The organism is Pseudodonghicola sp. (assembly GCF_048268305.1).
GTDB lineage: Bacteria > Pseudomonadota > Alphaproteobacteria > Rhodobacterales > Rhodobacteraceae > Pseudodonghicola.
In genome coordinates, this window is sequence record NZ_JBLWVT010000001.1 from 529,361 (window position 1) to 551,375 (window position 22,015).

A 22,015-nucleotide genomic window follows, 5' to 3' on the forward strand; every position below is an offset into this window, starting at 1 on the left:
CACGCTGATTTTGATGACCTGCGTTTTCGCGGGTCGTTTTTCACGCTCCCGGGCGCTGTTTCGGCGGAACTCCGGGGCCAACTGTCGGAAGGGTGGACGTGTCCGAACCAGCTTCGATTTCCGCAGGCATCGCTGCGCGATATGCCACTGCGATCTTTGAGATTGCGAAAGAGAACAATGACCTCGCCGGTCTTGAATCCAGCCTCAACGATCTGGCGGCTGCGCTGGGCGAAAGCGATGATCTGCGCGACCTGATCTTCTCGCCGATTTACTCGCGCGCCGAGCAGGACGCGGCGATCACCGGGGTGGCGAAGAAAATGGGGCTGGCGCCGTTGATGATCAATGCTCTCGGCCTGATGGCCAAGAAGCGCCGCCTGTTCGTGCTGCCGCAGCTGATTACCGCTCTGCGGGGGCTGATCGCCGACGAGCGCGGCGAAGTCTCCGCTGACGTGGTCTCGGCCAAGGCGCTGACCAAGGCGCAGACCGAGACGCTGGCCAAGACCCTTGCCGCACGCGTGGGCAAGACCGTGAAGCTGAATGCGACCGTCGATGAGAGCCTCATTGGCGGTCTTGTTGTTAAAGTGGGCTCGAAGATGATCGACACGTCGATCCGCGCCAAGCTCGCTTCCCTCCAGAATGCAATGAAAGAGGTCGGATAAATGGGTATCCAAGCAGCAGAGATTTCTGCGATCTTGAAGGACCAGATCAAGAATTTTGGTCAAGAGGCCGAGGTGGCAGAAATCGGCCGCGTGCTCAGCGTCGGTGACGGTATCGCCCGCGTCTACGGCCTCGATAACGTCCAGGCCGGCGAAATGGTCGAGTTCCCGGGCGGCATCATGGGCATGGCGCTGAACCTCGAAGCCGACAACGTCGGCGTCGTGATCTTCGGCACCGACCGCGAGATCAAGGAAGGCGACACCGTCAAGCGCACCAACTCGATCGTGGACGTGCCGATCGGCCCCGAGCTGCTGGGCCGCGTCGTGGACGGTCTGGGCAATCCGGTGGACGGCAAGGGCCCGATCAACACCACCGCCCGCGGCCTCGCCGACGTCAAGGCGCCGGGCATCATCCCGCGTAAATCGGTGCACGAGCCGATGGCGACTGGCCTGAAATCGGTCGACGCCATGATCCCGGTCGGCCGGGGCCAGCGCGAGCTGATCATCGGTGACCGTCAGACCGGCAAGACCGCGATCGCGCTCGACACCATTCTGAACCAGAAGTCCTATAACGAAGCCGCCGGCGATGACGAGGGCAAGAAGCTCTACTGCATCTACGTCGCCATCGGTCAGAAGCGTTCGACCGTCGCCCAGCTGGTGAAGAAGCTGGAAGAGACCGGCGCCATCGACTATTCGATCATCGTCGCGGCCACCGCGTCCGAGCCGGCGCCGATGCAGTATCTGGCCCCCTATACCGCGACCGCGATGGCCGAATACTTCCGCGACAACGGCAAGCATGCTCTGATCATCTATGATGACCTGACCAAACAGGCCGTGTCCTATCGCCAGATGTCGCTGCTGCTGCGCCGCCCGCCCGGGCGTGAAGCCTATCCGGGCGACGTGTTCTATCTGCACTCCCGTCTGCTGGAACGTTCCGCGAAGCTGAACGAAGATTTCGGCTCGGGGTCGCTGACCGCGCTGCCGATCATCGAAACCCAGGCGGGTGACGTGTCGGCCTATATCCCGACCAACGTGATCTCGATCACCGACGGTCAGATCTTCCTGGAAACCGACCTGTTCTACCAGGGTATCCGCCCGGCCGTGAACACCGGTCTGTCGGTGTCGCGTGTGGGCTCTGCGGCCCAGACCAATGCGATGAAGTCGGTTGCCGGTTCGGTGAAGCTGGAACTGGCGCAGTACCGCGAAATGGCGGCCTTCGCGCAGTTCGGTTCGGACCTCGACGCCGCCACCCAGCGCCTGCTGAACCGTGGTGCCCGTCTGACCGAGCTGATGAAGCAGCCGCAATATTCGCCGCTGACCAACGCCGAGATCGTCTGCGTCATCTTCGCCGGCATCAAAGGCTATCTGGACAAGCTGCCGGTGCGCGACGTCGCTCGCTTCGAAGCCGGGTTGCTGACCTTCCTGCGGACCAAGAAGGCCGATCTGCTGCAGTGGATCACCAACGAGGATCCGAAGATCAAGGGTGATGCGGAAGACAAGCTCAAGGCTGCGCTGGACGAATTCGCCGCCGACTTCGCCTGAGGGGAGAACTAGGCAATGCCCAGTCTCAAGGACCTAAAAACCAGGATCGAGTCGGTCAAATCGACCCGCAAGATCACCAAGGCCATGCAGATGGTGGCCGCCGCAAAACTGCGGCGGGCACAGGAATCTGCCGAAGAGGCCCGCCCCTATGCCGAACGGTTCAACGCCGTGATGGCGGACCTGGCGGCCTCGGTCGGAGGCAGCGACACCGCGCCGAAGCTTCTGCGCGGCACCGGCAGCGACCAGGTTCATCTCCTGGTCGTCATGACGGCGGAACGCGGCCTCTGCGGTGGCTTCAACGGCAATATCGCCAAGCTGGCGCGCACCCATGCGCACCGGCTGCAGGCACAAGGCAAGACGGTCAAGATCCTCACCGTCGGCAAGAAGGGCCGCGACGCCATCAAGCGTGACGTCGGGGACCTTTTCATCGGCCATGTGGATCTGAGCGAAGTGAAGCGGCTGTCCTACGCGGATGCGCAGGGCATCGCCAAGCAGGTTCTGACCAGCTTCGACGCCGACGAGTTCGACGTGGCGACGATCTTCTATTCGAAGTTCGTCAACGTCGTCACCCAGGTGCCGACGGCGCAGCAGATCATCCCCGCCCAGTTCGAACGGGGTGAGGAGGAAAGTGCTGCGTCCGCGCTCTATGACTACGAGCCGAGCGAGGAAGCCATCCTGGCCGAGCTGCTGCCCAAGGGCGTGGCAACCGCCATCTTCAGCGCATTGCTCGAGAACGGCGCCTCGGAACAGGGCGCGCGGATGTCCGCCATGGACAACGCGACCCGCAACGCCGGTGAGATGATCGACAAGCTGACCATCGAATACAACCGTTCGCGTCAGGCCGTGATCACCAACGAGCTGATTGAAATCATTTCGGGCGCGGAAGCCCTGTAAAAGAACCGGAGACGAAACAATGGCAAACAAAGAAGGCAAGATCACTCAGGTGATTGGCGCCGTTGTGGACGTTCAGTTCGACGGCCACCTGCCGCAGATTCTGAACGCCCTCGAAACCGACAACAACGGCAAGCGTCTGGTGCTGGAAGTTGCTCAGCACCTGGGCGAAGGCACTGTTCGCACCATCGCCATGGACGCCACCGAAGGTCTGGTGCGTGGCCAGGCCGTGACCGACACCGGCGAACCGATCTCGGTTCCCGTCGGCAACGCCACCCTGGGCCGCATCCTGAACGTCGTCGGCGAGCCGGTTGACGAAAAGGGTCCGATCAAAGCGACCGAGCGGCGCGCCATCCACCAGCCGGCTCCGACCTTCGCCGAACAGGCGACCGAGTCGGAAATCCTGGTCACCGGCATCAAGGTCGTCGACCTGCTGGCGCCCTATGCCAAGGGCGGCAAGATCGGCCTGTTCGGCGGCGCCGGTGTGGGCAAGACGGTTCTGATCATGGAACTGATCAACAACATCGCAAAGGTGCACTCGGGCTTCTCCGTGTTCGCCGGTGTTGGCGAACGGACCCGTGAAGGCAACGACCTCTATCACGAAATGATCGAATCCAACGTTATCAAACCCGATAACCTGGAAGAGAGCCAAGTGGCCCTGGTCTACGGTCAGATGAACGAACCGCCGGGGGCCCGTATGCGCGTTGCCCTGTCGGGTCTGACCCTGGCCGAGCAGTTCCGCGACCAGTCCGGGACCGACGTTCTGTTCTTCGTCGACAACATCTTCCGCTTTACCCAGGCGGGTTCGGAAGTGTCGGCGCTGCTGGGTCGTATTCCGTCCGCCGTGGGTTACCAGCCGACGCTGGCCACCGACATGGGCGCGATGCAGGAACGCATCACCTCGACCAAAGCCGGTTCGATCACCTCGATCCAGGCCGTCTACGTTCCCGCGGACGACCTTACCGACCCGGCGCCGGCAACCACCTTCGCCCACCTCGATGCCACCACGGTGCTGTCGCGGGCGATCTCGGAACTCGGCATCTACCCGGCCGTGGACCCGCTCGACTCCACCTCGCGTCTGCTCGACCCGGCTGTGATCGGCGACGAGCACTATCAGGTGGCGCGTGACGTTCAGGGGATCCTGCAACGCTACAAGTCGCTGCAGGATATCATCGCCATCCTCGGCATGGATGAACTGTCGGAAGAGGACAAGCTGACCGTGGCCCGCGCCCGGAAAATCCAGCGCTTCCTCAGCCAGCCGTTCGACGTGGCCAAGGTCTTCACCGGTTCGGACGGCGTCCAGGTGCCGCTCGAGGACACCATCAAGTCGTTCAAGGCGGTTGTGGCCGGTGAATACGACCACCTGCCCGAAGCGGCCTTCTACATGGTCGGTGGCATTGATGACGTGATCGCCAAAGCCGAAAAGCTGGCGGCTGAAGCCGCCTGAGGAGAGGCCTGATGGCAAACACGATGCAATTCGACCTCGTCAGCCCGGAGCGACGCCTGGCGTCGCTTCTGGTCAGCGCGGTCCGGCTTCCCGGTGCGGAAGGCGAGATGACGGCAATGCCCGGGCATGCGCCGCTCATCACGACGCTGCGTCCCGGAGTGCTGCGGATCGAGAGCCCGGAGGGCACCTCCGAGTTCGTCGTGACCGGTGGCTTCGCCGAAATCGGCGCCGAGTCGATGTCGGTTCTGGCCGAGAAGGCCGTGCCGCTCGGCGAGATGACCCGCGCCCATATGGAAGAACTGATCGAGGAAGCCCGCTCCGCCCATGCGGCGGCCAAGGCCTCCCCGGAGGTGGCTCCGAACATCGTCGACGAGGCAGCCAAGCTGCTCGCCGACATGGAGGCCCTGGGCACCCATATGTCGCTCTGATGCGGTCACTGACCCGCAGATGACAGAACAGAAGCCGGCCCCTTGTGGGCCGGTTTTATTTTGACAACAGGGTGCAGAGATGCTCTCTACCCCAAGTTGTTGGGGGGCGACGGACTGCGATGAAGAAATTGCATAACCACCTGATCGGCGTAGATCAGGGTGATGTGGCGCTATTCGCCGATTTCGAGGACGGCGGCCCGATGTGGACCGCAACTGGCCCACGGGAGAAGCGGCGTGCGGTGCAGTTCTCCACTCCGTTCAAGGCGCCGCCTTCGGTTCAACTGTCCATTGCGCTGCTGGATGCGGACACGCAATCCGCCGTGCGGCTCGAGCTGGTGGCAGAGAACGTCACCGCCGAGGGGGTCGAAATCGTCTGCCGCACATGGCTCGACACCCGCATCGCGCGGATGCGGGTGTCCTGGATGGCGATCGGATCGCTGCCGCACGCGGACGACTGGGAACTGGACTAGCCGTTCCAGCCGCTCCGACGATGCGGATCAGTCCATCGCGTAGAGCGATTCGTAGATCGGCGTCAGGGTGCTGTCTTCGAACAGGGAGGACACGCTGGTGCCGTACCAGATGTTCAGGATCGCCTGAGAGAAGATCGGGGCGGTGGGCACGATACGGATGTTCGGCGCCGCCTTGACCGCCTCGGAGGGCTGGATCGTGTCGGTGATCACCAGCGACTTCATCACCGAATTGGTCACCCGGGTCACTGCGGGGCCGCTCATCACCCCGTGGGTGATATAGGCGTGCACTTCCTTGGCGCCGTTCTCCAGCAGCACCTCTGCCGCCTTGCAGAGCGTCCCGGCGGTGTCGCACATGTCGTCGACGATGAGGCAGATCTTGTCGGTCACATCGCCGATCACGGTCATCTCGGCCACTTCACCCGGTTTCTCGCGCCGCTTGTCGACGATCGAGAGGGGCGAGTTGATCCGCTTGGCCAGTTCACGGGCGCGGGCCACGCCGCCGACGTCGGGCGACACGACCATCAGGTCATCCATCTGCCCCTTGAAGTTCGACTTGATGTCGAGGGCGAAGATCGGCGAGGCATAGAGGTTGTCGACCGGAATGTCGAAAAAGCCCTGAATCTGCGCCGCGTGCAGGTCCATGGTCAGAACCCGTTCGATCCCGGCCTGGGTCAGCAGGTTGGCGACCAGCTTGGCCGAGATCGGCGTGCGGGCCTTGGTGCGGCGGTCCTGACGGGCATAGCCGAAATAGGGGATCACCGCGGTGATCCGGGCTGCCGAGGACCGGCGCAGCGCGTCGGCCATGATCAGCAGCTCCATCAGATTGTCATTCGCCGGATTCGAGGTCGGCTGGATGATGAACATGTCCTCGCCGCGGACGTTCTCATAGACCTCGACGAAGATCTCGCCGTCATTGAACCGCTCGACGCGGGCATCGACCAGACCGAGCTGAACGCCCCGGTTCATGCTCATGCGGCGTGCGATGGCTTCGGCAAGCGGAAGGTTGGCGTTCCCAGCGATAAGCTTGGGTTCGTTCATGGTAGCCATATGCTGGTATCCCCGAGCAGCAATGTCTGTGACAGATTCGTGATGTTGACACCGCTTAACATCTCCTTACGGTCGCGCAAAGCGCAGGGCGGGAGAAAAGCTAACATGCCACATCATATCGACTATTTCTTTACGACATTATCGCCCTATGTCTACCTCGCCGGAGCCCGGCTGGAGGAGATCGCGGCGAAACATGGCGCGACGATCACATATAAGCCGGTTGATCTGCTGACCTTGTTCACCCGGACCGGCGGGGTCAAACCGGCCGATCGTCACCCCTCGCGGATGGAGTATCGCGCGCAGGAGCTGACGCGGCAGGCGAAGAAGCGCGGCATGCCATTCAATCTGAAGCCGGCGCATTGGCCGGTGAACCCGGCGCCTTCGGCCTATGCGATCATCGCGGCGCAGGCGGCGGGCGGTGGCGATCTGGGCGGATTGGTGCAGAGTTTCGCCCGGGGCTGCTGGGCTGAGGAAAAGGATGTGTCCGACGATGCGGTGATCCGGGCCTGCCTTGAGGCCGCGGGCTTCGATCCGGCGCTGGCCGACACGGGGTTGCTGGCCGGGGCGGAAACCTATGCCGCCAATTTTGAGGAGGCCGCCGCGCGCGGTGTCTTCGGCGCGCCGTTCTACATCACCGAGGATGATGAGCGGTTCTGGGGCCAGGACCGGCTGGAGGATCTCGACGCGCATCTCGCCGGAAACCTGTGATGGATGTCGCCGTTCTGCCGCAGCCGGTCTTTACCCGCGATCTCGGCGGCGGCGCGCGTCGGGCGCTGGCGATCCACTGCACCCTGGCCCATTCCGGCGCCTGGCGCGGTCTTGCGGCCGCGCTCGAGGGGCAGGTTCACTTGGCGGGCTTCGATCTGCTGTCGCATGGGAACAGCCCGGATTGGGACGGGCAGGGGGATATCCAGGAGCGTCACGTGGCGATTGCCGAGACGCTTCTGACCGAACCGATGGATGTGATCGGCCATTCCTTCGGCGGCACGGTGGCCTTGCGGCTGGCGGCGAGGCATCCGGATCTGGTGCGCAGTCTGACCTTGATCGAGCCGGTCTATTTCGCCTTCGCGCTGCGGGATGCCCCCGATCTGCTTGCCCGGCACGAGGCCGATGCGGCGCCCTTTGCCGAGTTGCTGGCGCGTGGCGATTTCGCGATGGGCGCCCGCATCTTCAACGCCATGTGGGGCGGTGATGCCGGACCGGGGTGGGAGGCGCTGCCCGAACGTGCCCGTGCCGGGATGATCCGCTCCATCCCCCTGGTCCCCGCCTCGCGCCGGGCGCTTTATGACGATCCGGCCGGGATCGCCGCCCCGGGAGGGCTCGACCGGGTGACGATGCCGGTGCTGTTGTTGCGCGGCAGCGACAGCCATCCGGTGGTCGCCGCGATCAACGCGGCGATCGCCGCCCGTCTTGCCGATGTGCGCAACGAGGTTGTCGAAGGGGCAGGGCACATGTTGCCGATCACCCACCCGGAACAGGTGGCAGCGCATCTGCGCGACCTGCTTGCCCGGGCAGGGGCCTAGGCGGCTCGCCGGCGCCTGTTCCAATCGAGGGCGGGCGGTGTCGCTATTGGTTCCTTGACTAGCGCCGCGAGAGGGCTCAGCCCTTCGCCAGATCCACGAATTGGTCGATAAGCGCCTCGCTGATCGACCAGTCGCAGACCAGCCGGCAGCCCAGCATGTCTTCGCCGTCGGGGTCTTCCAGCGGGCCGTCCTGCAGGTAGTACATCGCGCCGGCCTCTTTCAGCCGTTCATGCACGCGACGGGGCAGGGCGGCGAAGATGATATTGGCCTGGGGATCGTTCAGAAGCTCCGCCTCGGTGCCGCGCAGCCCCCCGGCCAGGCGGGCGCAATTGGCATTGGCGCGGGCGGCCATCTCAAGCCAGAGATCGTCGGCCAGATAGGCCTCCATCTGCGCCGAAAGATAGCGGTGCTTGGACAGCAGATGTGCCCCCCGCTTGCGGCGCAGCTCGAACTCCCAGGATTTTTCCGGATCGAAGAAGATCACCGCCTCGACACCCATCAGCCCGTTCTTGGTGCCACCGAAGGACAGCACGTCGATCCCCGATTTCCAGGTCATCTCGGCCGGGGCGCAGCCGAGCGTCACCAGCGCGTTGGTGAACCGCGCCCCGTCCATATGCACCTTCAGGCCGAAGTCGCGGGCCACGGCGGTCAGGGCCTGCAGCTCGTCCAGGCTGTGGACCGATCCGCGTTCGGTCACCTGGGTGATCGAGACCGGGCCGCGCTGCGCATGGTGGACGATGCCGCTGCCCTGAGCCGCGATGGTGCTGCGCAGGGCCTCGGGGGTCATCTTGTCGCCGCCGGGAACCAGCGTCAGCTTGGCACCGTCCGAGAAGAACTCGGGCGCGTTGCATTCGTCTTCGTGGATATGCGCGACGGGAGAGCAGAAGATCGTCTCATAAGGCGCGGTGAGCGAGGCGAGCGCCAGCGAATTGGCGGCAGTGCCGGTGGTGACCAGATGCACGGCGGCCTCGGGCGCCTCGAAGATCTCGCGCAGCCGGGCGCGAACGCGATCCATCGCCGTATCGGCGCCGTAACCGGGGGCGAAGCCCTGATTGGCCTTTGCCAATGCCTCCATGACTTTCGGGTGAACGGGACCGGCGTTGTCGGAGGCAAAGAACATCAGACAGGCTCCTCTATGATATAGTCTTCCCAGTCTTCCTCGGGCACTTCGAATTCGGGCACGGTGCGATGGCGGACCGACACGCCGGCCCGATGGACGCTTTCGGGGTCGCCGGAAATCAGCGGATGCCAGTCGTAAAGCGGCAGCCCTTCCCACAGCAGGCGATAGGCGCAGGTCTGCGGCATCCAATAGGCGTGGGTGTCGATATTCTCGGGGCGCAGCACGATGCATTCCGGCACGAACTGGTGGCGGATTTCGTATTGGGCGCAGAGGCAGGTCTCGTCATCCAGCAGCCGGCAGGCGACGCAGGTCAGCGCGACTTCGCCAGTGTCCTCGTCCTCAAGCTTGTTCAGGCAGCATTTGCCGCAGCCGTCGCAAAGCGCCTCCCATTCCCTGTCGGTCATCTGACGCAGGGGTTTGCGTTCCCAGAAGCGGGGCGCGAGGCCCTTGCGGTCGATCTGGTCGGTCATAGCGCGGACAGGATCTGGCGGGCGCGGGCGCAATCCGCATCCATCTGGTCGATCAGCGCCTGCAGCCCGTCGAACTTCAGCTCGGGCCGCAGATAGTCGACCAGGGCGACCGACAGCGTCGCGCCATAGAGATCGCCCGAGAAATCGAACAGGAAGGTTTCGATATTCGGCACCTCGCCGTCGAACATCGGCCGCACGCCGAGCGAGGCGGCGCCGTGATAGCTGCCCTTGTGCGGCCCGTCGAGCACATCGACCAGCACCGCATAGACGCCGAAGGCGGGCGGGTGCAGCCCTTCGATCGACATATTGGCGGTGGGAAAGCCCAGCTCGCGGCCACGCTGCTCGCCGCCGATCACCGGGCCTTCGATCCAGTGCCAATGGCCCAGCATGGCGGCGGCCTCGCGCGGGCGGCCTTCGCTCAGCGCGGTGCGGATGGCGGTCGAGGAAATCGTATGGTCCGACTTCTCCAGCAGCGGCGCGATGGTGACGCCAAAGCCCATCTCGCGACCGAAGTGGATCAGATCCTCGGCCTTGCCGCTGCGCTTCTTGCCAAAGCAGAAATCGGCTCCGACCACGACATGGCGCAGCCCCAGCCCGTCCCGGATCACGTTGCGGGCGAATTCCTCGGGGCTGAGCCCGGCGAGGGCGGCGTTGAAGTTCAGTTCATAAAGCCGCTCCACCCCCAGCTTTTCCAGCCGGTGGGCGCGGGCCCCGCGCCGCATCAGCCGGAACGGCGGGCAGTCGGGGACGAAGAATTCGCGTGGATGGGGTTCGAAGGTGACGACGCCCAGGGGGGCATCGGGCTCGGCTTCGCGCGCCAGCCGGATCACCGATTGGTGGCCGATATGCACGCCGTCAAAATTGCCGATCGCGGCGCTGGCGCCGCGGTCCTGGGGTTCGACGAATTGATAATCCCGGATGATCCGCATGCGCGATGCCTAGCGCCCTGCGCCGGCGGGCGCAAGACGCTGCGCCCGCGGTTTGCGGTCTCAGTCGAACTTGCGGCTGGGCGCCAGCACCGTCGCCTCGCCGATCAGCACCTTTTTGCCCTCGACCGAGCAATGGCAGTCCAGCTTGACCCGGCGCTTGGCGATGTCGATGTCGATCACCTTGACCTCGGCATAGACCATGTCGCCGGGGCGGACGGGGGCGAGGAACTTCAGCGACTGGCCCATGTAGATGGTGCCGTGGCCGGGAAGCTGTTCGCCGATCACCGCCGAGACCAGCCCGGCGGTCAGCATGCCATGGGCGATGCGACCCTCGAAGATGGTATCCTGGGCATAGGCATCGTCCAGATGCACCGGGTTATGGTCGGTCGACACTTCGGCGAACAATTCGATATCGCGATCCGTCACCTGTTTGCGCAGATAACGGGTCATCCCCATCTCGATGTCTTCGATGCAGATCGTCCCGCGGGGCAGATTGTCCAACATGTCGTCCTCTTGTCTCATTGGCGCGGTAATAAACAACCATGAGTCGCCGCGTCACCGGCAACTTTATTACTTCGCAACCGCAGAAAATCAAGAGATTTCTTGTGTCAGCGCAACCGGCCGATGGCATAGGTGGGCGCGCGCATTTCCTTTTCCAGATAGGCGCTTAGCGCCGCCTCATCGGGCTGGAAGCCGGTTTTCGTCTCTTCCGCCGCGAGGCCACCGGTAATGAAAAGGGAATCGATATCCTCTCCCATCGCGCCGGCAACATCGGTGTGGATGCCGTCGCCGATCGCCAGAATCGAAGCTTGCGAGACCTCGACGCCCAGCGACGCCAGCCGGCGGCGGGCCAGGTCGTAGATCGGCGGATGCGGCTTGCCGAAATAGAGGCTTTCGCCCCCCATGTCGGTGTAAAGGCTCGCCACCGCGCCGGCGCACCATTCGCGCACCTCGCCACGGTCGACGATGATGTCGGGGTTGGCGCAGAGGAGCTTCATCCCCTTCTGCTTGGCGAAAAGCAGTTGCGGCCGCAGGATCGCCGGGTTCTCCTCGGGGTCGAAGGGGCCGCAGCAGACGATGCCCTCGGCCTCGTCCAGTTCGACCCTTGTGATCTCCAGCGGGTCGTCCAGTACGTGGATCGGTTCAAAGAACCCCTGGTCGCGTTCCCATTCGCCCATGAACCAGACCTTCTGGCCGACCACGCCTTCGAACATCGCGGCCCGCGCGCTGTCACCGCTGGTGGCGATGGTGTCATAGCACTCCTCGGGGACGCCGAAGATCTTGAGCTGTTCTGCCACGCCGGCACGGGGTTTCGGCGAATTGGTGACCAGAACCACCACACCGCCCCTTTCGCGATAGGCCTTGAGCGCCGCGACCGCCTCGGGATAGGCGGTGACACCGTTGTGCACGCAGCCCCAGAGGTCGACGAACATCGCGTCGTAGTTCTGGGAAATCTCGGAAAGGGCGGTGATGATCTGGGTCATGGTCTCGTGTCGTCCGTTTTCGGGCAGGGGTGGGGCGGGCGCGGAGCCCGGGCATAGGTCGCGCCCAGTAACACCGGATTGTGACAGAATGACAAGAAAGCCCACCGAATTCGGCAGTCACCTGCCCGGGGATGGATGTTTACCGCGGCAGGGCAGAGGATTAGAGCAATGATCATGTCGAATGTCCCGATCCTGCTGGCGACTGTGGTTGCCCTTGCCGTGCTGATGCTGCCACGGGTGTCCGAGGCGCGGCTTTGGCACGCGACCGTCACGCCACTGGCCTCGATCATCGGCAGCGGGTTTCTTGTGCTGGGGCCGGTGCTGGATCAGTCCTATGGGCTCTATGCGCCGCTCGCCATGGCGGCGCTCTGCCTCGGGGCCTGGGCCTTCGGGGCGGCGGTGCGGTTCAATATCGCCGCGATCGACCGCACCGAGGGCAAACGATCGCGCGCCGAGGAGCGGGTCGAGGTGCTCGCCTCCTGGGCGCTGGCCTTCGCCTATGTGATCTCGGTCTCCTACTATCTGAATCTCTTCGGCGCCTTCGCGGTCAGCCTGACGCCGCTCAAGGGGCCGGAGCACGCCAGAGAGGTGACCACGGCGGTCTTTCTGGTGGTGCTGATCGCCGGCTGGGCGCGGGGGTTCGGCGCGCTGGAGCGGATGGAGCAGGTGGCGGTCAGCCTCAAGCTTGCCATCATCCTCGGGCTGCTGGTGGGGCTGGCGCAATATGTGGCGCACCATGCCGTGGCGGGCGATCTTGTGCTGAACGACCCGGGGCTGAGCGGCTGGCCGGCGGTGACGCTGGCCTTCGGGCTGATCGTCACCGTGCAGGGGTTCGAGACCGCCCGCTATCTGGGCGCGACCTATGATGCGCCGACCCGGATCCGGGCGATGCGGCTGGCGCAGGGCTTGGCGACGTTGATCTACATGATCTACATCTGCCTGCTGGCCTTCGACTTTCCCGCCGGGCAGGTGGCGCTGACCGAAACCGCGATCATCGACCTGATGCGGCTGGTTGCGCCGATCCTGCCGGTGCTGCTGGTGGCCGCCGCGCTGGCGGCGCAATTCAGCGCTGCGGTGGCCGATACCGCCGGCTCCGGCGGGCTGGTGGCCGAGCTGACCGGCGGGCGGGTCAGTTCGCGCCAGTCCTACGCGCTGCTGGTGGCGGTGGGCATCCTGCTGACCTGGAGCGCCAATATCTTCGAGATCATCGCCTATGCCTCGCGCGCCTTCGCGGCCTATTACACGCTGCAGGCGGTCATCGCCGCCTTGGCGGCCCGAACGAGGCCGGGGGCGGTCTGGCGGGTTCCGGTCTTCGCCGCGCTGGCGCTGCTGGGGCTTGCCATCGTGATCTTCGGCACGCCGGTGGAATAGGCGGGGCCGGTCGGACCATGCTGCCTCTGGCGTGAAAATCCCGCCGGCAGAGCCGACGGGATGATCAAGGGCCGCGGATGGGGCCTGCAAGCCCGATCGGTCAGTCGGACGCTTTCACCGCGATACCGGTGCCATCGCGGCTGCCCCAACTGAAGGGGGAGATTTTGACTTCGGATATCTTGGCCTCGACCACCTTGGTCGCTCCCAGCTTGGCGGCATCTTCGCGCAGCTTCTGCTCGACCTGCTCCACCGTCGGATTGGCATGGAAGGCCGTGGTCTTGTTGACCGAGACCTTCAGGTCGCCCAGGCGGGTTTGATGCGCCGGATCATAGGCCGCAGAGGTCAGCACGACCTGGCTGGCCTGTACCTCGTTCACCGGAAGGTTGCGCAGGTTGCGGTCGATATTGGTGGTTTCCCATGTCTCGCAGGCAGACAGCGACAAAGCCGCCATCAGGGGGAGAATGAGCTTCTTCATCACCGGGGCCTCCTCATGAAACGGCCCCGCAGGTGGTATCTGCGGGGCCTGAAAGTTCAGATTAGGGTCTGGTGATCAGACCTTCAGGTTCGGGATGATCTGCTTCTTGCGGCTCATGATGCCGGGCAGCACCACGGTGTCACCCTCAACGGTGGCGCCGAAGCTCTTCTCGGCGACGGTCTTGACCAGATCGTTCGGCACCAGCAGCGTGGCTTCTTCATTCAGGATGTCGATGACGAAGAGCAGGACCTGATCGGCGCCGTCTTCCTTGGCGACGTCCACCATCGACTTCATCAGGCTGTCCTTGCGGTCCAGCACGATCTTCGGCGCGGTGGTTTCCAGCACCGAGACGCGGAATTCGGTGCCGTCGATGTTGTATTCCTTCGAGTCCATGCGCAGCAGCTCGGCGTCGGAGAAGGCGGAGACGTCCGATTTCGCCTCGAACAGCTCGGCGGCATAGGAGGGGATGTCGACGCCCAGCTCGGCTGCCAGCTTCTGCGCCACGGCCTTGTCGTGATCGGTGGTGGTGGGGCTGCGGAATTCCAGCGTGTCGGAGAGGATGCAGGACAGCGCCGCGCCCTTGATCGCCTCGGGCATCTTGTCGGCGTCATCGCCCATCAGGTCGATCATGATGGTGGCGGTGCAGGCCAGCGGCCGCACGGTGATGTCGATCGGCCCCTTGGTTTCGATCCCGCCGACCAGCTTGTGGTGATCGATGATGGCGCGGATGTCGGCGGCGTTGATGTCGGCCGGCAGCTCGGCCGGGTTGTTGGTGTCGACGATCACCACCGGCGCGCCGGCGTCGACGGCCGAGATGATTTCCGGCTTGTCCAGGTTCCAGCGCTTCAGCACGAAGGCGGCCTCGGTGTTGGGTTCGCCCAGGAGCTTCGGCGCGGCGGCTTCGCCTTTGATCTCGTTCAGGTACCAGGCCCAGACGATGGGCGAGCCGGTGGAATCGGTATCAGGGGATTTGTGGCCAAAGACTTGAATGGTCATGGGGGGCTATCCTGTTCAAAGATGAAACTTGCCGGCCTTATAAGGATGTCGTTTTGGCTTGTCACCATGGCTGAATGGCGCGGCGGCCGTCCTCCGCGCGTCAGAGTCAGAAGGCCGCACGTTCCAGTCTGTACCCCTCCTGGCCGAGCAGATTGAGAAGTCCGTGCTCGCCACTCAGATGTGCGGCGCCGACGGCGATCACGATGGTCGCCTCGTTCCGGTCCAGGATGCGCGGTAGCCAAAGCGCGTTGCGGTTCTTCACCAGCGAGGTTTGGAAGTCGTCCCACAGCTGGTCCCACTCCGGTTCCGGCAACTGGCTTTGTTCTTTGGCCTGGCGGTGCAGCACCTCCATATGGAACGCGAGGTCTTCGGCGAAATAACCTTCGCGCAAGGTGGCGAGGTAATCGGCGGAATTGTCATAGAGCGGCACTGCGACCAGCAGTTCCTTGACCTGTTGATCCAGGGGCTTGGCGTTCATGATGCCTATCAGCTCTTCCATGCGTTCCAGCGAGGCGACCGGCAGGTCTCGAGATTTGGCAATGGCATCCAGGCGCATGTCGAGCCCGGCGCTGGCTTGTTTGTCGATGCGGATGCAGGTCGGTAGTGTCAGCACTTGATCCAAAAGCCAGGGCCGCATCTTGGCGGCCATCCAGGGGGCGATCTGGTGTTCGCGCAGGACGGTTGAGAAGTCGGCCCAGTCCTTCTCCCCCATCAACTCGATCAGTGACGGCCCCTCTGTCAGTAGATAGGCCGACATATTGTCGAGCGAGTTGAAGTCGTTCATGTCCTCGGCGGAGACTTCCATCATCAGAAGCTCGGCCTGATCCAGCAGGGGCGACAGCCGATCGGCGATCGCCTCCATCCGTGGATCGTTGAGATGCAGGGTGCCGATCACATGCAGCGTCTGATCACCCCGGCGCGCGATCCAGTGGTTGCCTTGGGCATAGGGCACGGCCTCGACAGCGGTGCGAATCTCCTGCCGTTCGGCGTCGCTGAGTGTGGTGGCGAAATCGGTGCCGTCGCAGATTGGCGCGGCGAGAAGCGCGGCGGGGAGGAAAAGCAGGGCGAACAGGGTCGCAATCAGAACGGGCATAACACCTCCGGAACATTACCCTCAGGCTAGGGGGCGGGCGGAGGGATGGCAATGGGTGGCTTGGTTGTCGCCGCCTCTGGCGCTAGGTTGCGGCCATGGATCGGGAAGAGCAATTATATCCGCCCGTCAAGGCGTTGCTGGAACGTCAGGGCTATGAGGTGAAGGGCGAGGTCGGCGCCGCCGATGTGGTGGCCCGGCGCGGCGAGGAGCCTTTGGTGATCGTCGAGCTGAAGCTGCGCTTTTCGCTCGGACTCTATCATCAGGCGGTGGCGCGGCAGGCGATCAGCGATCTGATCTATCTGGCGGTGCCGCGCCCGGCGGGAAAGACCGCGCGGCGGGCGTTGAAGGACAATCTGGCGATGTGCCGCCGGCTGGGGCTGGGGCTGATGCTGGTGCGGCGGGATGGCAGGGGCGAGGCGCTGGCCGAGGTGCTTTGCGATCCGGGGCCCTACGCGCCGCGCAAGTCCAAGGCGAAACAGGCCCGGCTGCTGCGCGAATTCGACCGGCTCGCGGGCGATCCGAATACCGGGGGCAGCACCCGCGGCGGCATCGTGACGGGATATCGCCAGGACGCGCTGCGCTGCGCCGCCTATTTGTCGGAGCGCGATCTGGCCCGTGGGGCCGAGGTGGCGCGCGAGACCGGGGTGATCCATGCCACACGGCTGATGCGCGACAACCACTATGGCTGGTTCGACCGGCAGGGCACCGGGCTCTATGCGCTGAGCGAGGCGGGGCGCGCCGGGCTGGTGCAATGGGCCGGCGGTTGACAGGGCGGGAGCGGGCCGGCACCGTGCCCGGGCTGTCTCGCCCCGGTGCCCCAAGATGATTTCGCATCCCCGCAAGACCCTCTTCGTTCATGTCCCCAAGGCCGGCGGGCAGAGCATCGAATCGGTCTTTCTGAAGGACGCCGGGATCGGCTGGGACGAACGCGGCCAGATCTGTCTGGGGCGCAATCGCGATCCGGCGCGCGGGCCGACCCGGCTGGCGCATCTCTATGCGGATGAATATGTCGCCTGCGGCCATCTCTCGCAGGCCGACTTCGACGCCTACCTGAAGTTCGCCATCGTGCGGCACCCCTATGATCGGGCGTTGTCCGAATATCGCTATCGTGCGGCGGCGCGGCGCAAGCGCGGCGATCCGCCGGTGTCCTTCGACGATTTCATCCGCTGGGCGCCAGAGGATGAGCGGCTCGATATGGCGCGGCATCTGGCGCCGCAGAGCCGCTATGTGCTGGACGGGGCAGGACATCTTCTGGTCGATCACCTGCTGCGACTGGAGCGTCTGGAGGCGGAGATCGCCCCGCTTTTCCTGCAGATTTTCGGTGTGCCGGTGGCCTTGCCGCACCGCAATGCCTCGGCTGCGGCCGATGGGCCGACGCGGGCGGATCTGACTGCGGATCAGAAACGTTATCTGCAAGACCGCTATGCCGCGGATTTCGCCGCCTTCGGTTATGAGGCGTGATCGAGACGGATCGAGCGAAAATCCGGAAGAAACTGAACCGCGAATTTCATCAGGACGGTTGACAGCTGCAGCCTGTCTGCCTAGCTAACGGCCATTAGCACTCACCACCGTCGAGTGCTAGCACTGCCTCCCGAGGAGAGGAGGCGGCGAATAGAAACGAACTTTGAGCCTCAAGGAGCTGCAAAGATGGCATTCAAACCGCTTCACGATCGGGTGCTCGTGCGCCGTGTGCAGAGCGAAGAAAAGACCGCCGGCGGTCTGATCATTCCCGATAGCGCAAAAGAAAAGCCGAGCGAAGGCGAAGTCGTCGCCTGCGGTGAAGGCGCCCGCAAGGACAGCGGCGAGCTGATCCCGATGACCGTCAAAGCCGGGGACAAGGTCCTGTTCGGCAAATGGTCGGGCACCGAGGTGACCGTCGCCGGTGAAGAGCTGCTGATCATGAAGGAAAGCGACATCATGGGGATCATCGAGTAAGCGCCCGGCGCCGCTCTGATCTCACTGATCGCTTCCCTCTCGCAACAATTCTCAAGGAGAAACTGACATGTCTGCTAAGGACGTCAAATTCGGCACTGATGCCCGCAATCGTATGCTCAAGGGTGTGAACATCCTGGCCGATGCGGTGAAAGTGACCCTGGGCCCGAAAGGCCGCAACGTGGTCCTGGAAAAATCCTTCGGCGCCCCCCGGATCACCAAGGACGGTGTGTCGGTCGCCAAGGAAATCGAACTGGAAGACAAGTTCGAGAACATGGGCGCGCAAATGGTGAAAGAAGTCGCCTCGCGTACCAATGACGAGGCCGGCGACGGCACCACCACCGCGACCGTTCTGGCGCAAGCCATCGTGAAAGAGGGCATGAAGGCGGTCGCCGCCGGCATGAACCCGATGGATCTGAAGCGCGGTATCGACCTGGCCACCGCCAAGGTCGTCGAAGCCATCAAGGCCGCTGCCCGTCCGGTCAGCGACAGCAACGAAGTCGCTCAGGTCGGCACCATCTCGGCCAACGGCGAAGCCGAAATCGGCCGTCAGATCGCCGATGCGATGCAGAAGGTCGGCAACGAGGGTGTCATCACCGTCGAGGAAAACAAGGGCCTGGAAACCGAGACCGACGTGGTCGAGGGGATGCAGTTCGACCGTGGCTATCTGTCGCCCTACTTCGTGACCAACGCCGACAAGATGATTGCGGATCTGGAAGACTGCATGATCCTGCTGCACGAGAAGAAACTCTCGTCGCTGCAGCCGATGGTGCCGCTGCTGGAGCAAGTGATCCAGTCGCAAAAGCCGCTGCTGATCATCGCCGAAGACGTCGAGGGCGAAGCCCTGGCGACCCTGGTGGTCAACAAGCTGCGCGGCGGTCTGAAGATCGCTGCCGTCAAGGCTCCGGGCTTCGGCGATCGCCGCAAGGCCATGCTGCAGGACATCGCCATCCTGACCGGTGGTCAGGTGATCAGCGAAGATCTGGGCATGAAGCTCGAATCCGTCACCATGGACATGCTTGGCAACGCCAAGAAGATCTCGATCACCAAAGACGAGACCACCATCGTTGACGGTGCCGGCGAGAAGGCCGAGATCGAAGCCCGCGTGGCCCAGATCCGCACCCAGATCGAAGAAACCACTTCGGATTACGACCGTGAGAAGCTGCAAGAGCGCGTGGCCAAACTGGCCGGCGGTGTTGCCGTCATCCGCGTCGGCGGCATGACCGAAGTCGAAGTTAAAGAGCGCAAGGACCGCGTCGATGACGCGCTGAACGCCACCCGCGCCGCCGTGCAAGAAGGCATCGTGGTCGGCGGCGGTGTCGCCCTGGTGCAAGGCGCCAAGGCGCTGATCGGCCTGGAAGGCGTCAACAGCGACCAGAACGCCGGCATCAACATCGTGCGCAAGGCTCTGGAAGCACCGCTGCGTCAGATCGCCGAAAACGCCGGCGTCGACGGTTCGGTTGTGGCCGGCAAGGTTCGCGAATCCAGCGATCTGAAATTCGGCTATAACGCTCAGACCGACGAATATGGTGACATGTTCGCCTTCGGTGTGATCGACCCGGCCAAGGTGACCCGGACCGCTCTGGAAGATGCGGCCTCGATCGCTGGTCTGCTGATCACCACCGAAGCCATGGTCGCCGACAAGCCCGCCAAGGAAGGCGCGGCTCCGGGCGGCATGCCCGACATGGGCGGCATGGGCGGCATGATGTAAGCCTTTGCGCTAATCATTCGGAAAAGGCCCGCTTCGGCGGGCCTTTTTTGTGTCGGCTGGTTTTGTTTTTCATTTTAAATTTAAGATAGTGGCTGCGGTTTTTGGGGCTCCCTAAGGTTGTCTTGCATGGGGCTGTTGCCCCGATGTCGACGCACATCCTTGGAGGACAGACATGAAGATGCTTCGATCCGCCGCGAGTGTGGCGGCGCTGCTCTTGGCTCGGCAATCGCCGGCCCTGATCCCTTTCTCGGCGAGATCATGATGCTCTGGGGCGACTATCCGCCCCGCTGGTAAGCTGGCGCCGCGCCGGTGGTCGGCCCGTCGGCCTTGATCGCAGGCAGGGAAGTGGTGTCATGTTGTCCGGGTAATATTCCCCGCAAGGGGGTCATGTTCACGTGAGGAGGTATTCATGCGGTTCTTACTCGGATTTCTGATTGCCGCAGTGCTGGGGCCGGCGGCCTGGGCCGAGGCAGAGGGCGGCAGTTTCGCCATCGGTCGCGATGCGTTCCGCGCCGGCCAGAGCATCCGGCTGGAGGATGGTGGGCTGTCTGATCTCTTCCTGGCGGGGGAGACGGTTGCCTCTACGGCTGATATCGACGGCACCGCCCATATCGCCGGCCGCTTCCTGACGTTGTCGGGCAGGATCGGCGGCAATGCCTATGCGCTGGGGCAGACCGTGGAGGTAAGCGGGCCGGTGGCAGGCAATGCAACGCTCTTCGGGCAGGAGGTCACCGTTGCGGCGCCGGTCGGCGGCAATCTGCGGGCCACCGCCTCGGACCTGACCGTCACGGGCGATGTCGGCGGCTATGCGCTGCTGGCCGGGGAACGGGTCGAGCTTGACGGCGCCATCGCCGGCGATCTGGCGCTGACCGCGCGGGAGGTCGATTTCGGCACCAAGGCCAAGGTGGGCGGCAAGCTGATCCTTTACGAGACCACGCCGGGCAGCCTGACGGTGCCGGCCACCGTGGTGCCCGCCGACCGGATCGAACGGCGCAAGTCCGATGCCTGGGAGGGTGAGCACGGCTATGGATCGGGGTTCTTTTCCTGGCGGGCGGCGCTGGGCAGTTTCCTCTTCGGGGTGCTGGTGATCGCCGGGATCGCCGCGCTGATCGCCCTGTTGGCGCCTGAGGGGCTGGCGGCGATGCGGCGCCGCATCCTCGACCGTCCGGGGCGGACGCTGGGGCTGGGCTTTGTCAGCCTCTCTGCGATCTGCGGTGCCGGGCTGGTGGTGGCGCTGACCGGTATCGGCCTGCTGCTGACGCCGGCCTTCTTCCTGCTGGCCCTGTTGGCCGGGCTGCTGGGCTATGTCATCGGCGCCTATGCGCTGGGGGTGGCGGTTTTGCGCGCGGCCGGGCGGCATCTGCCCGAGCGGATCGGGGATCGGGCGCTGGCCGCGGGGGTCGGTGCGCTGCTGGCCGGGGTGGTCGCGCTGGTGCCCTTCATCGGCTGGATTTTCGTGCTGGCGCTGCTCTTGACCGGGCTTGGCGCCCTGGCGGCGCGGTTGCTGCCCGATCACCTGTCAGGCGCGCCGCGGTACTGAGGCGCAGGGGGTGCGCCTGCCGTTCCTGGTCGCGCTGACGATGATGGCCTTCGCGGCCAATTCGCTGCTGAACCGCTGGGCGGTCGACAGCGGCGCGATCTCCTCGGCCGGTTTCGCCGCGCTCAGGGTTGCTTCCGGTGCGGCGATGCTGGGCCTGCTGGCGCTGGGGCGGGGTCAATCCCTGCCATTGGCGCATCGGCGGCGCTGGGTCGGGGCGCTGTCGCTGGCGGCCTATATGATCGGCTTTTCACTGGCCTATCGCAGCCTCGACGCCGGCGTCGGGGCGCTGATCCTGTTCGGCGTGGTGCAGATCACCCTCTTTGCCGCCGCAGGGCTGATCGGAGCGCCGCTGGGGGCGCGCCAAATTCTCGGGGCGCTGGTGGCCTTCGGTGGGCTGGTGTGGATCCTCTGGCCCGCCGGCGGGGCCGAGGTGTCGCCGGCGGGGGCGGCGGCCATGGTGGTGGCCGGGCTGGGCTGGGGGGTCTACACCCTCGCCGGGCGGGGCGAGGTACAGGCGCTGGCGGCTTCGGCGGCGAATTTCCTGCTGGCGCTGCCGCTTTGCCTGCTGCCGCTGGGCGTGGGGCTGGCAGGGCCGGCGCCGACGATGCCGGGCATCGGGCTGGCGATGATTTCGGGCGCGGTGACCTCCGGGCTTGGCTATGCGCTCTGGTACGCGCTGGTGCCGCGGCTGGCCCCGGCGACAGCGGCAATGGTGCAGCTTTCGGTGCCGGTGATCGCTTTGGCCGCCGGTGCCGCGCTGCTGGGCGAGGCGCCGGGGCTGCGGCTGGTACTGGGCGCCGGGGTGGTGCTGGGCGGGATCGCCCTGGGCCTGCCGCGACAGGCCCGGCGGTCAGGCTGAGCGGTCTTTTCCTCTCCGTCGAAACCGCCTA

24 protein-coding genes are annotated in these 22,015 nt (G+C 64.5%); 15 read left to right on the plus strand and 9 right to left on the minus strand.

The annotated features are described in order from the left end of the window. The first annotated feature begins 98 nt into the window (after window positions 1-98). The 6 genes from ACN0V4_RS02560 (at window position 99) to ACN0V4_RS02585 (ending at window position 5,434) form a co-directional block, all read left to right on the plus strand. Window positions 99-659, plus strand: coding sequence for a F0F1 ATP synthase subunit delta (locus tag ACN0V4_RS02560; RefSeq protein WP_417672945.1), 561 nt, complete (start codon window positions 99-101; stop codon window positions 657-659). Next, the gene (atpA, locus tag ACN0V4_RS02565) at window positions 660-2,198 is read left to right on the plus strand and encodes a F0F1 ATP synthase subunit alpha (RefSeq protein ID WP_417672946.1); all 1,539 of its coding nucleotides are present in this window, start codon (window positions 660-662) and stop codon (window positions 2,196-2,198) included. It begins immediately after the preceding gene. A gap of 15 nt (window positions 2,199-2,213) precedes the next feature. Continuing rightward, the gene (locus tag ACN0V4_RS02570; protein ID WP_417672947.1) at window positions 2,214-3,092 is read left to right on the plus strand and encodes a F0F1 ATP synthase subunit gamma; all 879 of its coding nucleotides are present in this window, start codon (window positions 2,214-2,216) and stop codon (window positions 3,090-3,092) included. Between the two features lie 19 nt (window positions 3,093-3,111). Then, window positions 3,112-4,536 (plus strand): F0F1 ATP synthase subunit beta, encoded by a 1,425-nt coding sequence (gene atpD, locus ACN0V4_RS02575; protein WP_417672948.1) that lies wholly within the window; start codon window positions 3,112-3,114, stop codon window positions 4,534-4,536. An 11-nt stretch (window positions 4,537-4,547) separates the two neighbouring features. Further along, a complete protein-coding gene (locus ACN0V4_RS02580) occupies window positions 4,548-4,964 on the plus strand; it encodes a F0F1 ATP synthase subunit epsilon (RefSeq protein WP_417672949.1) in 417 nt (138 codons plus the stop codon). 119 nt (window positions 4,965-5,083) lie between these two features. After that, window positions 5,084-5,434: an H-type lectin domain-containing protein gene (locus ACN0V4_RS02585; protein WP_417672950.1), complete on the plus strand. Its 351-nt coding sequence runs from the start codon at window positions 5,084-5,086 to the stop codon at window positions 5,432-5,434. Between the two features lie 27 nt (window positions 5,435-5,461). Here the strand turns inward: ACN0V4_RS02585 and ACN0V4_RS02590 are convergent, their stop codons facing one another. Beyond that, on the minus strand, window positions 5,462-6,481 hold the full coding sequence (locus ACN0V4_RS02590; RefSeq protein ID WP_417672951.1) for a ribose-phosphate pyrophosphokinase: 1,020 nt from the start codon (window positions 6,479-6,481) through the stop codon (window positions 5,462-5,464). Between the two features lie 105 nt (window positions 6,482-6,586). Between ACN0V4_RS02590 and ACN0V4_RS02595 the strand changes: the two genes are divergently transcribed. Both ACN0V4_RS02595 and ACN0V4_RS02600 read left to right on the plus strand, forming a co-directional pair. Further along, entirely contained in the window at window positions 6,587-7,189 is a 603-nt protein-coding gene (locus ACN0V4_RS02595; protein WP_417672952.1) for a 2-hydroxychromene-2-carboxylate isomerase, read from the plus strand. Further along, window positions 7,189-8,004, plus strand: a complete 816-nt coding sequence (locus ACN0V4_RS02600; protein ID WP_417672953.1) for an alpha/beta fold hydrolase — start codon at window positions 7,189-7,191, stop codon at window positions 8,002-8,004. Before ACN0V4_RS02595 ends, ACN0V4_RS02600 begins: the two co-directional genes overlap by 1 nt. Window positions 8,005-8,080: 76 nt before the next feature. Here ACN0V4_RS02600 and ACN0V4_RS02605 read toward each other — a convergent pair whose 3' ends face one another. The 5 genes from ACN0V4_RS02605 to ACN0V4_RS02625 all read right to left on the minus strand — a co-directional run bounded on the left by ACN0V4_RS02605 (window position 8,081) and on the right by ACN0V4_RS02625 (window position 12,007). Then, the gene (locus ACN0V4_RS02605; protein ID WP_417672954.1) at window positions 8,081-9,124 is read right to left on the minus strand and encodes a threonine aldolase family protein; all 1,044 of its coding nucleotides are present in this window, start codon (window positions 9,122-9,124) and stop codon (window positions 8,081-8,083) included. Next, entirely contained in the window at window positions 9,124-9,594 is a 471-nt protein-coding gene (locus tag ACN0V4_RS02610; protein ID WP_417672955.1) for a YcgN family cysteine cluster protein, read from the minus strand. The genes ACN0V4_RS02605 and ACN0V4_RS02610 overlap by 1 nt, the downstream gene beginning before the upstream one ends. Beyond that, on the minus strand, window positions 9,591-10,523 hold the full coding sequence (locus ACN0V4_RS02615) for a bifunctional riboflavin kinase/FAD synthetase (protein WP_417672956.1): 933 nt from the start codon (window positions 10,521-10,523) through the stop codon (window positions 9,591-9,593). Before ACN0V4_RS02615 ends, ACN0V4_RS02610 begins: the two co-directional genes overlap by 4 nt. A 60-nt stretch (window positions 10,524-10,583) precedes the next feature. Then, a complete protein-coding gene (locus ACN0V4_RS02620) occupies window positions 10,584-11,027 on the minus strand; it encodes a MaoC family dehydratase (protein WP_417672957.1) in 444 nt (147 codons plus the stop codon). A gap of 104 nt (window positions 11,028-11,131) precedes the next feature. Beyond that, window positions 11,132-12,007, minus strand: coding sequence for a TIGR01459 family HAD-type hydrolase (locus ACN0V4_RS02625; RefSeq protein WP_417672958.1), 876 nt, complete (start codon window positions 12,005-12,007; stop codon window positions 11,132-11,134). A 168-nt stretch (window positions 12,008-12,175) separates the two neighbouring features. Here ACN0V4_RS02625 and ACN0V4_RS02630 point away from each other — a divergent pair, with 168 nt between their 5' ends. Further along, window positions 12,176-13,378: a hypothetical protein gene (locus tag ACN0V4_RS02630; protein ID WP_417672959.1), complete on the plus strand. Its 1,203-nt coding sequence runs from the start codon at window positions 12,176-12,178 to the stop codon at window positions 13,376-13,378. A 100-nt stretch (window positions 13,379-13,478) separates the two neighbouring features. Here ACN0V4_RS02630 and ACN0V4_RS02635 read toward each other — a convergent pair whose 3' ends face one another. The 3 genes from ACN0V4_RS02635 to ACN0V4_RS02645 form a co-directional block, all read right to left on the minus strand. Then, entirely contained in the window at window positions 13,479-13,853 is a 375-nt protein-coding gene (locus ACN0V4_RS02635; RefSeq protein WP_417672960.1) for a hypothetical protein, read from the minus strand. Between the two features lie 75 nt (window positions 13,854-13,928). Further along, window positions 13,929-14,849 carry a manganese-dependent inorganic pyrophosphatase gene (locus ACN0V4_RS02640; protein ID WP_417672961.1) on the minus strand — a complete coding sequence of 307 codons (921 nt, stop codon included), beginning with the start codon at window positions 14,847-14,849 and terminating at the stop codon, window positions 13,929-13,931. A 106-nt stretch (window positions 14,850-14,955) separates the two neighbouring features. Then, entirely contained in the window at window positions 14,956-15,942 is a 987-nt protein-coding gene (locus tag ACN0V4_RS02645) for a TraB/GumN family protein (RefSeq protein ID WP_417672962.1), read from the minus strand. Between the two features lie 95 nt (window positions 15,943-16,037). On the opposite strand from ACN0V4_RS02645, the gene ACN0V4_RS02650 reads away from it, so the two are divergent. The 6 genes from ACN0V4_RS02650 (at window position 16,038) to ACN0V4_RS02675 (ending at window position 21,984) form a co-directional block, all read left to right on the plus strand. Then, a complete protein-coding gene (locus ACN0V4_RS02650; RefSeq protein WP_417672963.1) occupies window positions 16,038-16,709 on the plus strand; it encodes a DUF2161 domain-containing phosphodiesterase in 672 nt (223 codons plus the stop codon). A gap of 55 nt (window positions 16,710-16,764) precedes the next feature. After that, entirely contained in the window at window positions 16,765-17,403 is a 639-nt protein-coding gene (locus ACN0V4_RS02655) for a sulfotransferase family 2 domain-containing protein (RefSeq protein WP_417672964.1), read from the plus strand. Window positions 17,404-17,589: 186 nt separating this feature from the next. Further along, window positions 17,590-17,877, plus strand: coding sequence for a co-chaperone GroES (gene groES / locus ACN0V4_RS02660; protein WP_417672965.1), 288 nt, complete (start codon window positions 17,590-17,592; stop codon window positions 17,875-17,877). 67 nt (window positions 17,878-17,944) lie between these two features. Further along, on the plus strand, window positions 17,945-19,585 hold the full coding sequence (gene groL, locus ACN0V4_RS02665; protein ID WP_417672966.1) for a chaperonin GroEL: 1,641 nt from the start codon (window positions 17,945-17,947) through the stop codon (window positions 19,583-19,585). A 409-nt stretch (window positions 19,586-19,994) separates the two neighbouring features. Beyond that, a complete protein-coding gene (locus ACN0V4_RS02670) occupies window positions 19,995-21,125 on the plus strand; it encodes a hypothetical protein (protein WP_417672967.1) in 1,131 nt (376 codons plus the stop codon). Window positions 21,126-21,135: 10 nt separating this feature from the next. After that, complete coding sequence (locus ACN0V4_RS02675; RefSeq protein WP_417672968.1) at window positions 21,136-21,984, plus strand: DMT family transporter; 849 nt, start codon at window positions 21,136-21,138, stop codon at window positions 21,982-21,984. Window positions 21,985-22,015 lie beyond the last annotated feature (31 nt).

Bases quoted from the DNA above. Each gene is read 5' to 3' on its own strand.
- ACN0V4_RS02595 (WP_417672952.1), top strand. From the start codon at position 6,587: ATGCCACATCATATCGACTATTTCTTTACGACATTATCGCCCTATGTC.
- ACN0V4_RS02570 (WP_417672947.1), top strand. From the start codon at position 2,214: ATGCCCAGTCTCAAGGACCTAAAAACCAGGATCGAGTCGGTCAAATCG.
- atpD (WP_417672948.1), top strand. From the start codon at position 3,112: ATGGCAAACAAAGAAGGCAAGATCACTCAGGTGATTGGCGCCGTTGTG.
- ACN0V4_RS02635 (WP_417672960.1), bottom strand. From the start codon at position 13,853: ATGAAGAAGCTCATTCTCCCCCTGATGGCGGCTTTGTCGCTGTCTGCC.
- ACN0V4_RS02600 (WP_417672953.1), top strand. From the start codon at position 7,189: ATGGATGTCGCCGTTCTGCCGCAGCCGGTCTTTACCCGCGATCTCGGC.
- groL (WP_417672966.1), top strand. From the start codon at position 17,945: ATGTCTGCTAAGGACGTCAAATTCGGCACTGATGCCCGCAATCGTATG.
- ACN0V4_RS02610 (WP_417672955.1), bottom strand. From the start codon at position 9,594: ATGACCGACCAGATCGACCGCAAGGGCCTCGCGCCCCGCTTCTGGGAA.
- ACN0V4_RS02605 (WP_417672954.1), bottom strand. From the start codon at position 9,124: ATGTTCTTTGCCTCCGACAACGCCGGTCCCGTTCACCCGAAAGTCATG.
- ACN0V4_RS02630 (WP_417672959.1), top strand. From the start codon at position 12,176: ATGATCATGTCGAATGTCCCGATCCTGCTGGCGACTGTGGTTGCCCTT.
- ACN0V4_RS02670 (WP_417672967.1), top strand. From the start codon at position 19,995: ATGCGGTTCTTACTCGGATTTCTGATTGCCGCAGTGCTGGGGCCGGCG.
- ACN0V4_RS02655 (WP_417672964.1), top strand. From the start codon at position 16,765: ATGATTTCGCATCCCCGCAAGACCCTCTTCGTTCATGTCCCCAAGGCC.
- ACN0V4_RS02645 (WP_417672962.1), bottom strand. From the start codon at position 15,942: ATGCCCGTTCTGATTGCGACCCTGTTCGCCCTGCTTTTCCTCCCCGCC.
- ACN0V4_RS02585 (WP_417672950.1), top strand. From the start codon at position 5,084: ATGAAGAAATTGCATAACCACCTGATCGGCGTAGATCAGGGTGATGTG.
- ACN0V4_RS02620 (WP_417672957.1), bottom strand. From the start codon at position 11,027: ATGTTGGACAATCTGCCCCGCGGGACGATCTGCATCGAAGACATCGAG.
- ACN0V4_RS02640 (WP_417672961.1), bottom strand. From the start codon at position 14,849: ATGACCATTCAAGTCTTTGGCCACAAATCCCCTGATACCGATTCCACC.
- atpA (WP_417672946.1), top strand. From the start codon at position 660: ATGGGTATCCAAGCAGCAGAGATTTCTGCGATCTTGAAGGACCAGATC.
- ACN0V4_RS02625 (WP_417672958.1), bottom strand. From the start codon at position 12,007: ATGACCCAGATCATCACCGCCCTTTCCGAGATTTCCCAGAACTACGAC.
- ACN0V4_RS02615 (WP_417672956.1), bottom strand. From the start codon at position 10,523: ATGCGGATCATCCGGGATTATCAATTCGTCGAACCCCAGGACCGCGGC.
- ACN0V4_RS02590 (WP_417672951.1), bottom strand. From the start codon at position 6,481: ATGGCTACCATGAACGAACCCAAGCTTATCGCTGGGAACGCCAACCTT.
- groES (WP_417672965.1), top strand. From the start codon at position 17,590: ATGGCATTCAAACCGCTTCACGATCGGGTGCTCGTGCGCCGTGTGCAG.
- ACN0V4_RS02580 (WP_417672949.1), top strand. From the start codon at position 4,548: ATGGCAAACACGATGCAATTCGACCTCGTCAGCCCGGAGCGACGCCTG.
- ACN0V4_RS02650 (WP_417672963.1), top strand. From the start codon at position 16,038: ATGGATCGGGAAGAGCAATTATATCCGCCCGTCAAGGCGTTGCTGGAA.